Here is a 13,515-nt window from a genome sequence, read left to right as displayed (position 1 = left end):
CAACAGTCAATTTCATTCAGTTAATCTATAGTATAGAGCGCCATTTCTCCTCACAGTTATCGGCTCAAAACGTGTGCCTCAAACATTCATCTAAAGTCATTCAGGCCTAAATCCTCGGCATAAAAAAAGCAGCCCGAAGGCTGCTATTTATTATTAAGAAAAGAGATGCTAGTTCGATGTATTCGCAGAAATATCTGAAGATACTGACGCTTTTCTAAAACGACCACTGACACGCCGGAAGAAGCGCTTAATCGCTCGAAAGATGTTTTTAATATCTTCAAGCATTAGATACAGACAAGGCACTAACACCAACGTCAGGACTGTGGCATACAGCACAGCAAAGCCCAAAGCGACAGCCATTGGTATTACGAAACGTGCTTGCAGACTGGTTTCGAACATAATAGGCAATACACCCGCAAAGGTCGTGATGGATGTCAGCGTAATCGCTCGGAAACGCGCACAACCAGCCTCAACCACCGCCTGCTTGATGCTCATTCCTTTTTCTCGGACTTGGTTCACATAATCGGTCATCACCAGCGAGTCGTTAATCACCACACCTGCGGCTGCGATCAAACCGAATGTCGACATCATGCTAATGTCTAGCCCCAACCAGAAATGTCCCCAAATCGCCCCTGTTAGACTAAACGGTATAACGGACATCACGATAAGAGGCTGGGTATAGCTCTTCAATGGTACGGCAAGCAAGATATAAACAATGATCATCCCTGCCACAAAGAACATGATTTGTTCGTTGCGTTGCGCGGCTTGCTCTTCGATGTCACCACCCAGCTCTGTTTTGACACTTGGGTGCAGCTTCTTCATATCAGGCAAAATACTATCGTCGATGATTTTCACAATTTCTTGTGGCTCAACGAGTTCTTCATCAATAGAGCCGTACACATAAACGGTTTGATAACCACCTTCGCGACGAATTGTGCTAACCCCAGGCTGCTCACTGATATTCACGACATCGCCCAGCATCACTTTCTTGCCTGCTGGCGTAGTAATGACAGCGTAACGCAATGAAGAAAACGCTTCACGAGTCAGTTGAGGATAGCGAACCATGACTTTGATCTCTTCACCGTCGCGAATCAAACGCTGTGCTTCTCCGCCGTAAAAACTTCCGCCGACTTGTTGCGCAATCATGGTCAAGTCAAGACCAAGATCGTACGCAACAGGCGCAAGAGAAAGAAGTACTTCTTTGCTGCCTGAATCAATGGATGACGAGATATCGAACAACCCTTCTTCTTGCTGCAAACGTTCAATCAAGTAACGTCCTGCTTGATTAAGTTCATTGATGTTGGAGCCAAACAGTAAGTAGCCAAACTCATCACGATCGCCACCACCTGCACTTTGTTCGCGGATCTTGATACTCTTCATCCCCGGAATAACAGGCATCGCCTCACGCCAGCGTCGAGCAAGTTCAAAGGTATTGAACGGACGAATTTCCTCATCGACAAGCGGTACTAACACTCGTCCTTCGGTGCGGCTTCGATTGTAAGAAAGCACATCGCGAATCATACCTTGCCCATGATCAGCAATAGTTTGAGACTCGACCTCTTGCATGACACGCTCGATGGTTTTCAACGCTTCAATGGTTTGCTCACTGGAAACCGTGTCATTCATTTCAATAGTAATCGCAGGGTAATCGGTCGGTACTTTCGGGTTAGGGATAACACGCACATAGTTGGATTTAACCAATGCAGCACTGATCAGCAATAAACCACAGAACACAGCAAATACCGTCCAACGCCAATGCGTACAAGCTTTCACGAAGTTACGATAAGTGCCGTTAACAAAGCCGAAGAAACGTTGGTTGAAACGATCTCGCCATCCACCAGGTTTGACTGGTTTAAAATGGGTATGTGCCAAGTGCGCTGGTAGGATCAACTTTGATTCAATCAAACTGAAGATCAAACACAGAATCACGACACCAGCAATGCCGTAAAAGAAAGCGCTATCAATACCACTCGAAAGCAAGAATGGTGCGAATACAGCAATCGTTGTCAGAACACCAAATGTCGCTGGCGTAGCAACGCGTTTGACACCGCGTACCACGTTCTCGACACCGCCGCCCTTTTCTTCAATTTCACTGTACGCACTTTCTCCCATGACGATGGCGTCATCCACCACAATTCCGAGCACCATGATGAAAGCGAACAGCGAGACGATGTTCACTGTAATACCCAAAGCTGGCATCATCATCACCGCACCCAGGAAACACACTGGTAAGCCGATCATTACCCACATCGCCAAACGGAAACGTAGGAAAATCGTCAACATGATCGCGACAAGTACCGCGCCTTGCAGCAAGTTTTTCAGCATCATGTCGAGACGACCATTTAGGTAATACGTCATGTCGACCAGAATTTTTAGCTGAACATCACTCGGCAAAGTTTTGTTTTTGGCTTCGATGTAGTCACGAACTGACTGAGCAACCGGAATGATGTTTTGATCGCGCGTCGCTTCGACTGACATGTAGATAGCATTTTGACCCGAATACTCGAAGTAGCGCTCTTCTTCGGTAAAACCATCTTTGATGGTGGCAATGTCTTGCAACAATACCTTGGCACCATTGGCACCTAGCTTAACGGGAATATTTCTAAACTCATCTCCACGGTAATATTGGTTCTCGATTCGAACCGCAATCATCCCAGAGTTTGTTTTGACTTCGCCTGCCGAGAAGTTCGCAGAGTAACGACGAATGGCATTGCTTACGTCATTCAACGTTAGGTCATACTTACGCAGCACGAGGGGATCGACTTCAATCGCAATCTCTTCCTCTGGCGCACTTAAATACACCAACATGACGTTATTAAGCTGCAGAAGCTCATCTTCAATCTGCTTCGCAATCGGCTTAAGCTCTTCAAGAGGCCTGTCCCCCACTAGCCCCATTTCTATCACGTCTTGTCGCCATTCAACCTGATAGACATTGATGGGCTCCATGCCAAGAGGCAGGTTAGAAATAGTATCGATGCGCTGATTCACATCATCAAGCACTCGCTTGATATCCGCGTTGACATCAACTTCGATAGAAATATAAGCACTGCCACGAGAAGCTCGCGACACCACTTTTTTAATGCCAGTAACGTCTTTGATCGACTCTTCCACTTTGACCAAAATACTCTCTTCAATTTCTTGAGGAGACGCACCTGGATAAGTCGCGCGAACGTCGATGTAGTTCACTTCGATATTCGGGAACATCTGACGCTGGATAAACATGTAACTCACGATACCCATGATGATGATAAACACCATCAACAGGTTGGCAGCCACAGGGTTATTGGCAAAATAGGCAATGATGCCCTTTTGATTCGTATCTTCCATGACAAACTCCTACTTACTGTACGACGGTTTCGGAGTCGTCATTCTTTTTTGCAATTTGAACCGCCATGCCTTTTTGCGGGTATTCAGGAAGAGTCAGAACCAATTGGTCACTTTGTTCCAAACCTTCACCTACCAACATGAATTCTCCCTCCGCTCTTAATACTGTGACAGTGCGCGGCTGAAGTTGATTTTCATCGTTGACGACCCAAACCGTGCGGTTTTTCACTAATTCTTGTGGAAGACGATAGATGTGCTTGAGCTCTTTGCCCGTAAAGCTGACTTCGACGTAAGAACCAAATTTGATTGGCGGTTGCTGGTTATCGATGCCATAAGGGTCTTCAACCTGAATCACCATATTGATCATGCGTGTGGCGCTATCAATCATTCCCAAATCGCGAACGACTTTACCTTCACGTGTAGTCGAGAGAATGCCTTGCTGAGTTACAGTTGCTGTCAGCTCTTTGATTGACTCCGGCAAAAACGCACTATCAAAACCAGCAATTGGAACATGCACTTCCGCCACTTCGATGTTATTCAAAGTTGCGACACGAGATCCCGACGTCACAAACTGCCCCACACCGACATCACGCTCGACCACTAAAGCATCGTATGGCGCAACCACTCGGCAGTTTTCCAAGTCGCGATTTGCACGTTTGAGAGCGGCTTGAGCAGACTTCACTTGCGCTTGCGCGCTAAGCACCTGAGGTTTACGCAAGTACAGATCGGTGACTTGCTTGTCGCTAAGTTTTTTCGCTTGGCGTTTCGCCACTTCCGCTTTTGCTTGTTCTTCAATTAACGATGCACGAGCGCTAGCCAGACCCGCTTCAGCTTGAAGTACGGCCGCTTCATAATTATCGCTTTCTATCGTGAATAGCACTTCCCCACGCTTCACGATGCCACCGGTTACAAAATTAGGGTGCCAACTGATCACTTCACCGCTGACTTGAGCAGAAAGGTGTGTTTTTTCGAATGGAACCAATTCGCCATGGCTGGTAATCACGACTTTATGGTCAGTAGGAAAAAGAGAGGAGGCTCGAACTGTGTGTTCGGTTATGGTTTCTTTTGTTGACTCTTTCTCCGGTGCTGTCGCTGCAATCGCGGCATATCCAGCGTAAGATCCGCCGACGACAACGAAGGGTAAAAGCCAACGTACTATGGGTTTTGCTAACATCAAAAATCCTTTTTTATTGTTGTATTCAGCCGAATGCTCGTGTTGGTTTTTCAACCTAAATGCGACATCAAAAAGCATAATGCTCAATGAGTTAGCAAGTACTCCCTGTGAGCAATCGGTGAGTTCATTGCATCTGAAATAGACGAAGATATTTGTACTTCTGTAGCGACTAACAACATGGTGTGTGGCCGTTACATCATTCAACTAACTTGAAACGAAATCATGCAGTTCAAGGCAAGGAACCCGTGTTCGTTGCCTGCTTGCTGAGGCCAATTTCAAGTAAAGTAAGAGAGCTGCGTTTTTCTGTGGTGACTAGCCACAAATAACCGTCTATTCAAAGTTAATAAACTTAACAAAAAATTAACCAGTTCCGCAAGTTGTGCTGACTTACTTCTTTTGTCTCTAGGCAAACGCTGTGCCAAACATTTACCTCAATAAATTCATATGGTTATATATTTCAATTGATTTATTACAGAGCGCTATTGGTTATTATCGCCATATATTAGTGATAATGACCAATACAACAAGAAACATAAGTAAAATAAATGATTTTGTGCGCCATAAAAATAAACTGAAATTAGGAGAAAAACGCGCCCAATACCGCTTTCTTCCCGCAGTATGATCTCACTTCATGGATTTACTTGACTAAACACTCGTTCTTTAACCGCGATAACTGCACGTTGAAAGCACTTATGTCTATACTTCAATACAGTAAGGTTTTGTAAGACAAGGAAATGTGCATTGTTACATACGCTCTCCAAATTCATTTTCGCATCCATGTTCTCAGTGCTTTCAGCATGCTCATCAATCGAATCAAATCAGCCAAGTGAGAAATCCACAACTTTCCATTTCGGCTATCAACAAGATTCGGTTCTGGCTCATTACTTTGAAGCTTATGGCGAAGATCCTAAAACCATCACTGGCTTTTACCCGCTCAACCAAGGACACGATGCCCTTCTTGCTCGTACTTCTCTCATCGAGTCCGCACAAAAAAGCTTGGATCTTCAGTACTATATTTATCGCGGTGACGAAACCAGCCAGCTGATCACTTGGCGTTTGTACGAAGCAGCAAAACGAGGCGTCAGAATCCGACTGCTGCTTGATGACATGCAAAAACGCAACGACAACGTCATGGCGGCTCTAAATGCGCACCCCAATATTGAGATACGCCTGTTCAATCCTCATCAATACCGCTCTGCACGAATCTTTGCGTTAACCAGTGACTTCGAACGTCTGAACCGCCGAATGCACAATAAATCGCTGATTGCTGACAGTGTCTCTGCGATTGTCGGTGGACGAAATATTGGTAACGAGTATTTCTCTTTTGAATCAGAAGTAGAGTTCGGCGACTTCGATTTACTGCTCTACGGGGAAGCCGTGCAGCAAACGGCGGATCAGTTTGATCTTTATTGGAACAGCGTACACGCCGTGCCGATGGAGTGGATATCGCCAGAATCTCAAAGCGTCTCCAATGCCGCGATTCAAAAACAAGTCACCAAACTAAACTTGCAAGAAAAGTTCTCTTCTGGCCGATACGATTTTACCGCCTTGGATATGTATCAAGACCTCAAACAAGGCAAACTGAACTTGTACTGGGGTGATGGACAAGTTTGGTTCGATTTGCCAGATAAAGTCACGACACACGATAGCCAGTTAGTCGGAAACTTAACCGAGCTACTAAAAAGTGTTGAGCACTCTTTCGTGCTCATCTCGCCTTATTTCATCCCAACAGAAGCTGGCACAAAAGCTCTGACGAATGCAGCTAAGCGAGGTGTCGACATCACCATCGTAACCAACAGCCTTGCGTCGAATGACGTCTTTGCCGTTCATGGCTGGTACGCCAAATATCGTGAAGATTTGCTCGAATCCGGCATCAAACTTTGGGAAGTGAAATCCAGCGCGAAGCTCAAGAGTAAATGGAGCTTAACAGGTAGTAGCCGCGCGAGCTTACACGCAAAGGCAATGACGATTGATGACGAAACACTGTTCGTCGGCTCTATGAACTGGGACCCTCGATCTGCGGCTTTGAATACCGAAATGGCCGTTGTGATTGAACAACCGGAATACGTGCAAACGTTTTTGGCAAAATTACCCAGCCAACTGAAAGACAACGCTTATCGACTCACTCTACGTGACGGAGACATTGTTTGGACAAACACCAAAACTGGTGAGGAATATGATTCGGAACCCGAAGCAGGCGTTTTTCGCCGATTAGGCGCTTGGTTCTCTGGCATTTTGCCAATAGAAGATCAACTTTAACTCGGTCACATTCTCTACATTCCGTTAGCGCCGCAAAAAATAGAGTTGTGTAGGCTAGCTTCAAAGACAGCAAAAACGCTATTCAGATTTGAATGGCGTTTTTTATAACGAAAAGGAAATTCAATGTCAGTTTCATGGGATCCGTACTATCAAAAAGTCGCTCAACAACCACACAGGGTCAATGTAGAAAAAGCCCTACAATTTCACACATTAGCAGAGAAAATTGCCGTTGACGCTGGCTGCGGTACAGGGAGAGACTCCAATTTTCTTCTCGCACAAGGCTTTCGTGTTCACGCATTCGACAGCAACTCAGATGCAATAAAAACCTGTGAGACGCGTTTTTCTGAACAGCCGAACTTCTCCATCTCGCAAGCGTGTTTCAGCGATTTTGATTACCCTAAGTGCACCCTATTTATTGCTAGCGCCAGTCTGTTCTTTTGTCCAAAAGCGCACTTTGAAAACGTGTGGAATCAAATCGATTCTTCTTTGCCATCAGGTGGTGTTTTCTGCGGAGACTTTTTAGGCGTAAACGACTCTTGGGTTGATTCAAACTCGCATGCTCATCTAACCTCACTCACTCGCCAGCAAGTCGAGCAATGTTTTGAAGGCTATGACATCGTCTCCATGCATGAAAGAGATGAAGATGGCACCACCATAGTCGGGACGCCTAAACATTGGCATGTATTCAGCGTCACGGCAGTGAAACGTTAATCTGAACGCAGGAAAAAAACAAAAACAGCACCAAACTCGGTGCTGTTTTGTAGTCACTCAACACTGATTATTCAAATGGATAAACCACTTTAAAGCGTTCTAGAACCAGCAAACGTTGCTCATGCCAATCGATGTTCAACTCATCGCACTCGGCTTTAAAAAATGCAGCATGCGCGTCACGCCACCAGTTCAACGTTCTATCACCTTCGCCTTCTGCGTAGGCAAACTCTACGGTGACTTCATCATATCGACAAGTGCTCACGTCCGTAATTTGAATCACACAAACAGGCTCACCGTCCCAATTGGTGACGACTTGCAAATGCCCGACCTCTGGCATCGGCTCCCCGTGCTCGCTGTACCACAGCTCCATACTGCACGATGCCGTTTTCTGCCCAATACGAACGAGTTCGGCGCACACATTCGCGTTGTATTCATCGGCACAATAGTAGTCAGCACTGACTGATGGAATAGCACTTTTCTGCTCTGGGGAGAGCGCATCAAAATACCGATTTAAGTAGTTTTTTGCTTTTGCGTCCATGCACTTATCACACTTGAGAAAGAATTAAGGACGAGCATAACCAGTTGTAAAACAAAGAACAACTGACCAAAGAATTTACCGTTCACAAACCCGTCTTTCTGCTTCCACTTTTGTCTTGAGCCATAAAAGTTGCGCAAAAGCGTGACAAGCATTTCTTTTGTAATAACTTTGCTAAACGTTTGTTCGATTTGCTATGGTTGCAGGGTCTATCTGTACTCTTCATGCAAAAGGACGTTTTATGCGCTTATTTATTGCCCTCTTCTTCTCCCTGATTCTTTCTCTCCCGACTCTGGCATCCGAAGAAAAATATTCTGAATCAGATCTATTAGATAGACCGTTAATGGAACGCTATATTTTAGATGAACTTAAATCCTTACGTCAGGATTACCAAAGCCTTGAAAAGCGAATGATCACCGAGATCACCGATCGTGAATTAACGGTGGCGGATAAATCGCTGAACTACGCAAATGTGACGGTAACGTACTTCTTCTACATCATCGCGGGCGTGGCATCATTGATCGCCTTTGTAGGTTGGCAGTCGCTGCGCGAGTTTAAACACAACACAAAAGAAATGGCGGACAAGCGATTGGAAAAAATCGCTCAAGAATATGAAAAGAAATTTGTTGCGCTGGAGCGAGATTTAAAACGCAAAACTCGCATCATCAGTGAAAACAACAAAGAGATTGAAAAGATCAACGAAATCCACAACTTGTGGTTACGTGCTCAAAGTTCGCAAACGCCGGAACAACGTATTGAGATTTATGACGAAATCTTGGTAATTCGACCTGGTGACCTTGAAGCATTGACTTACAAAGCCGATGCGGCCATGGAAATAAACGAATACCATTGGGCGCTAAGCATATGTAACCGAGTGCTCGAGGTTGATTACACCAATGGCCCTGCGCTTTACCAACGCGCTTGTGCGTACTCTCGATTAGGGATTGAGGAACAAGCGATTGAAGATCTGGAACGCGCCATTGACTACAGCCCTTCAATTCGCGATTTGTTGGCAGAAGAACGCGATCTTGAATTGCTGCACGGTAACGAGCGATTCGAGAAGCTGTTGCAACTGAGCAATAACAACGAATAACGGAACCTACAACATGAGCAGCCACTTTAATCTTGAAGATGCCAGCCAAGTATTAGTGGGCGCTTTTGCCCTTGCTGTGCCTATCTCTTTTTCGGAAGAAGCATGGCGATTGGGTGAAAGCTTACCCATGATAAACCTGCTCATGTTGTTAAGCCTTTCTGTGATTTTTCTCAGCTTTTTCGCTTATCAAAGCGTATTTCAAAGCCACATTAGAAAACGCATCCCCATCTTTGTATTTCGCGTTGTGATCGCCTATTCCATCGCCGCTATCGTGGTAGCTTTGGTGCTATTTTGTCTCGACAAGTTGCCGCTCTTTACAGACCCGATCGTTGCGATAAAACGCGTTATCGTCATCACAATGCCAGCGTCGATGGGCGCGATTGTGGTGGACAGTTTCGACAAAGAATAACGCTTACGCCCCTTCTTCTAAGGTCAAATTAGAACCTGAGTGATCTTTGCCTAACACATCTTCTGGGTTTCGCAGTGCGCAGGTTTCTAACGACAAACATCCGCAGCCAATGCATCCACCCAAATCGTTTTGCAAGGCTTTGAGCTTTTGAATCTTTTGTTCTAACTGTTCATGCCAATGGCTCGCCATGACTTCCCATTGCTCTTTGTTCGGAGCTTGATGTTTCGGCAGCTCATCTAGCGCATGTTTAATTTCTTCTAACGATAACCCAACTTGCTGAGCCGCTTTAATCACCGCGACACGGCGCAAAACGCTACGGTGGTAGCGGCGCTGATTGCCTTGATTTCTCCAACTCGAAATCAGTCCTTTTTGTTCATAAAAATGCAGGGCAGAGACTTTCACTCCAGAACGTTTTGCCACTTCTCCTACGCTGATTTCCATCCTTGACTTCCCGTGTTTCTATTTTGTTAAAAAAAGCTTTACCTCAAGTTTACTTGAGGTTCTAAAGTTACACCATCTTAAATAACGCTAAACCCAGACGGTCTCGAAATATTGCGTTCAGGACGCATAACTTGGTTGACAAACACAGCACCGCTAGAAGCCAACGTTTTGAAATCCATTGGGAATTTGAGGCAAACATAATGAAAAATAAAACTCAGCCGTACTTAGCAGGCCGCTTCTTCGACAGTATATCCTCTGGCTTGTTCATGATGGCACTGCCATGGGTCATGCTTTCCGAGCCCAAAATGGGCACATTCGTCGCTTTAGTTTCTCTGAGCTGCACCGCGATTTCTTTTCTGACAACGCCTTTCTTTTCCACTTTAGTGGACCGACACTCACGAAAAGCACTCCTCGTGCTCAATCAATGGATTCAATCGGGCATGGCTTTGGTGGTGTTCATTGCTTATTGGTTAGGGTTTGAATCCCACTGGCTGTTGGCTTTTGCGCAATTGGTGTATTGGGTTTCGAGTAACTTTGCATGGACGACCAACAACGCCTTCACCCAAGAAAATTATCAGCATCACGAATACGCAAAAATTTCGGGTCAGCAAGAAATTGTAATGCAATCCACAACCCTTGGAGCTGGCGCGTTGGGTATTGTTTTGCTTGAAATGTGGGGCATGAAAGAGTTTGCTTTGTTTGCGGCCAGCGCATCCGCTTTGGCGGCGATGTTTTATATTCTGACGCCGTATACCCAACAATTGAGGGCATCAAAATCCGTAGCTTTCATCGCACAACTCAAAGAGAGCAAACAAATATTCCGTCTCGAACCCCGATTTTATGGCTTTATTCTGCTCTCTTGCCTCTCTTATCCTACATTGACGTATTTGAGCAAACTGGTGCCGATTTGGTTTTCTGAACAAGGCATCTCTGGCGATTGGTTTGCAGGGTTCAACATCAGTTTTGGTCTCGGCTCGTTACTAACAGGTTTCATTGTCACCAAAGTGCTGAGTCGCGCCTCCCATAGCCACATTATGTTTGCTTCGATGGTCATGGTATCTATAGCGTTTATCGGAATGAGTTTTGCGATAAGCCCACTGACCATCTTATTGTTTACGGCTCTGTTTGGTGTGTTTAACGCGCTAAATCGCATTGCGAGAGTCAACTGGATGCATCACACCGTAGCGGTTCATCAACGAGGTCGCGTCGATGGCGGCATCAGCATGTTTGCCACCACCATTCAATCTCTCAGTTACGTGTTAATCGCGATGTTAAGTCATTACGAGCTAACACAATACGGTTTTGCAATAGCAGCTGTTGTCATGGTGTTAGCAGTGGTTTTGATGGGATTACTCAGCCGAGACGTCGAGCCGTTTAACGACCTGCCCCTTCATGCAGCAGTAAAGTGAAGCATAGAAATTGAGAAGTTGAGAAATTGAAAAAGCGAGATAAGAAGGCAACCAACATCCTCTTCCTATTTTTTACGCCAGCACTTTTGCCTCTATCGCTCATCAGCAAGGTTAGGTATTCTGAGGTGACCAATATGAGCAGAGGGAAATCGCCGTGAACTTAAGACAATTGGAAGTCTTTTACGCCATTATGCAAGCAGGAACGGTGTCTGGCGCGGCTCGCTTACTGCACGTTTCCCAGCCCAATGTCACTCGAGTTCTCGCCCATACAGAGCAACAACTGGGCTTCGCTTTATTTGAACGCGTAAAAGGTCGCCTCGTTCCCACTCAAGAAGCCAAAGCCTTATTGCCAGAGGCAGAAAAAGTCTATCAACAACTCGGACAATTTCGCTCTCTGACCAACAAAGTCAAACAGGGAGCTCAACATTTACGAGTCGGTGCCCCGCCTGTTTTGGCCGCGCACTTGTTAGCGCCGACTGTCGCGTTGTTGTCGAAAGAGCACGGCATCTCCTTTGAGCTCTTAACGGCCAATCGCGATGAGCTGTGCTCAGGATTACTGAAACATGAATTGGATGTCGCTATCGCTTTTGGTGAAGAAACACCACCAGCGATCATGGGGCACGTGTTATTGAAAGAAAACTTGGCGCTAATCGCCCCTAAAAGCGCAGTGATACTCGAAGAAAAAACCGTCATTTTAGAAGAACTCATCAGTCACGATTTACCTATTATCGGTTTAGATAGCCGAGATCCTCTGGGCTTATTGCTGCATCAAACCTTATCGGCGCGTGACGAGCATTATCAACATGCCATCACTGTACGCAGCTACTCCGCGGCGGCTGAACTGGTGAAACACCAAGCAGGGTTCGCCATTGTAGACCCATGGACTGCAAAACAATATCGCCAAGATAATGCCGCCTCCGTGCATGCTTTGGAGCCAAACATGTCCTTCTCTGTCTCTATTTTATTCGCAGAGCACACGCCTCAATCCATTGCGACAAAGCAATTTATCACCGCCCTAAAACAACAGATGGTTTAAAGGTATAACTTGAAGTTATACCTGCCTAACAAATAAGCATTCGGTTTCCTAAATCAGTCTGGCTACATTAATGAGCAATAACGATGACGAAGGGAACCATCATGCAAATTGCTCAACCTTACCTACTCTTTCTTGGCGATGTAACCGATCCACTCGCAGCAAAAACCGCGCGTGGCATTTACCAATGGCGACCTGAGATTTGTCTTGGCCAAATCCGCCTGACGCCAGAAACCGTATCGCTTGGTTTAACCGACATGACACTACAACAAGCGCAGCAGCAAGGAGCAAAAACGCTGGTCCTTGGCACAGCAAACCCGGGGGGAGTCATTCCCGAAGCTTGGCAAGCAACCTTACTTGAAGCAGCAGAAATGGGATTTGAAATTGCATCGGGCATGCACCAACGTTTGGCGGAATTTGCTCCTCTTGCCGATCTAGAACAACGCGGATTAACCAAACTGTATGATGTTCGCCATTATGATGCCCCGCTCAAGGTCGGCAATGGCAAAGCTCGCGCAGGCAAGCGAGTACTTACTGTAGGAACAGATTGCTCCGTTGGCAAAATGTACTCTGCCCTCGCCATTGAACACACATTAAAGCGTAAAAACTGTCGCGCAGAGTTCAAAGCAACGGGTCAAACTGGAATTCTCATCGCAGGCAGTGGCATTTCAATTGATGCCGTAGTTGCCGATTTTATCTCCGGCGCAGTAGAAACGATCAGCCCCGACTTCACTGACCACGATTGGGACATCATCGAAGGGCAAGGTTCGTTATTTAACCCTTCGTTTGCTGGCGTAAGTTTGGGCTTACTTCACGGCGCACAAGCGGACGCTCTGGTACTGTGCCATGAGATTGGTCGCCCGCACATCCGCAACTTACCACATGCGAGCTTGCCAACCATTGAACAAACGATAGAAGCAAATCTGGCCGCTGCTCGCCTAACAAATCCAAAAGCTCAATTAGTGGGTATTTGCTTAAACACTTCGGCGATCAGCGAAGAAGATGCTGCCCAGTTATGCCAGGATTGGAGCGACAAATATCAGGTGCCCGTCACCGACCCTGTGCGTTTTGGCGTTGATGCGGTTGCAGATAAGATCCTTACGATTTAGGAAACATTTACGGTTTAG

General features: G+C 45.9%; 11 protein-coding genes. 7 read left to right on the top strand and 4 right to left on the bottom strand.

Features of this window, described 5'->3' with window-relative positions:
* Window positions 1-168: 168 nt before the first annotated feature.
* Entirely contained in the window at window positions 169-3,327 is a 3,159-nt protein-coding gene (locus tag DYB02_RS22000; RefSeq protein ID WP_029804740.1) for an efflux RND transporter permease subunit, read from the bottom strand.
* 13 nt (window positions 3,328-3,340) lie between these two features.
* On the bottom strand, window positions 3,341-4,498 hold the full coding sequence (locus tag DYB02_RS21995; protein WP_029804739.1) for an efflux RND transporter periplasmic adaptor subunit: 1,158 nt from the start codon (window positions 4,496-4,498) through the stop codon (window positions 3,341-3,343).
* Between the two features lie 741 nt (window positions 4,499-5,239).
* Between DYB02_RS21995 and DYB02_RS21985 the strand changes: the two genes are divergently transcribed.
* Window positions 5,240-6,757: a phospholipase D family protein gene (locus DYB02_RS21985; RefSeq protein WP_029804738.1), complete on the top strand. Its 1,518-nt coding sequence runs from the start codon at window positions 5,240-5,242 to the stop codon at window positions 6,755-6,757.
* Window positions 6,758-6,880: 123 nt separating this feature from the next.
* Entirely contained in the window at window positions 6,881-7,468 is a 588-nt protein-coding gene (locus DYB02_RS21980; protein WP_029804737.1) for a class I SAM-dependent methyltransferase, read from the top strand.
* A 67-nt stretch (window positions 7,469-7,535) separates the two neighbouring features.
* On the opposite strand, the gene DYB02_RS21975 is transcribed toward DYB02_RS21980, so the two are convergent.
* Window positions 7,536-8,006 (bottom strand): ASCH domain-containing protein, encoded by a 471-nt coding sequence (locus DYB02_RS21975; RefSeq protein ID WP_029804736.1) that lies wholly within the window; start codon window positions 8,004-8,006, stop codon window positions 7,536-7,538.
* A 238-nt stretch (window positions 8,007-8,244) separates the two neighbouring features.
* On the opposite strand from DYB02_RS21975, the gene DYB02_RS21965 reads away from it, so the two are divergent.
* On the top strand, window positions 8,245-9,096 hold the full coding sequence (locus tag DYB02_RS21965; RefSeq protein WP_005464201.1) for a tetratricopeptide repeat protein: 852 nt from the start codon (window positions 8,245-8,247) through the stop codon (window positions 9,094-9,096).
* Between the two features lie 13 nt (window positions 9,097-9,109).
* The gene (locus DYB02_RS21960; protein WP_005464146.1) at window positions 9,110-9,505 is read left to right on the top strand and encodes a DUF2391 family protein; all 396 of its coding nucleotides are present in this window, start codon (window positions 9,110-9,112) and stop codon (window positions 9,503-9,505) included.
* A 3-nt stretch (window positions 9,506-9,508) separates the two neighbouring features.
* On the opposite strand, the gene soxR is transcribed toward DYB02_RS21960, so the two are convergent.
* Window positions 9,509-9,946, bottom strand: a complete 438-nt coding sequence (gene soxR / locus DYB02_RS21955; protein ID WP_005464169.1) for a redox-sensitive transcriptional activator SoxR — start codon at window positions 9,944-9,946, stop codon at window positions 9,509-9,511.
* Between the two features lie 200 nt (window positions 9,947-10,146).
* On the opposite strand from soxR, the gene DYB02_RS21945 reads away from it, so the two are divergent.
* The 3 genes from DYB02_RS21945 (at window position 10,147) to dgcN (ending at window position 13,497) form a co-directional block, all read left to right on the top strand.
* The gene (locus DYB02_RS21945; RefSeq protein WP_029804735.1) at window positions 10,147-11,355 is read left to right on the top strand and encodes an MFS transporter; all 1,209 of its coding nucleotides are present in this window, start codon (window positions 10,147-10,149) and stop codon (window positions 11,353-11,355) included.
* A 154-nt stretch (window positions 11,356-11,509) separates the two neighbouring features.
* Complete coding sequence (locus tag DYB02_RS21935) at window positions 11,510-12,391, top strand: LysR family transcriptional regulator (protein ID WP_029804734.1); 882 nt, start codon at window positions 11,510-11,512, stop codon at window positions 12,389-12,391.
* 101 nt (window positions 12,392-12,492) lie between these two features.
* Window positions 12,493-13,497, top strand: a complete 1,005-nt coding sequence (gene dgcN, locus DYB02_RS21930) for an N-acetyltransferase DgcN (RefSeq protein WP_029804733.1) — start codon at window positions 12,493-12,495, stop codon at window positions 13,495-13,497.
* Window positions 13,498-13,515 lie beyond the last annotated feature (18 nt).

Source organism: Vibrio parahaemolyticus (assembly GCF_900460535.1).
Taxonomy (GTDB): domain Bacteria; phylum Pseudomonadota; class Gammaproteobacteria; order Enterobacterales; family Vibrionaceae; genus Vibrio; species Vibrio parahaemolyticus.
The sequence above is the reverse complement of the archived record's forward strand: the minus strand, read 5'-3'. Positions and strand labels throughout refer to the sequence as shown.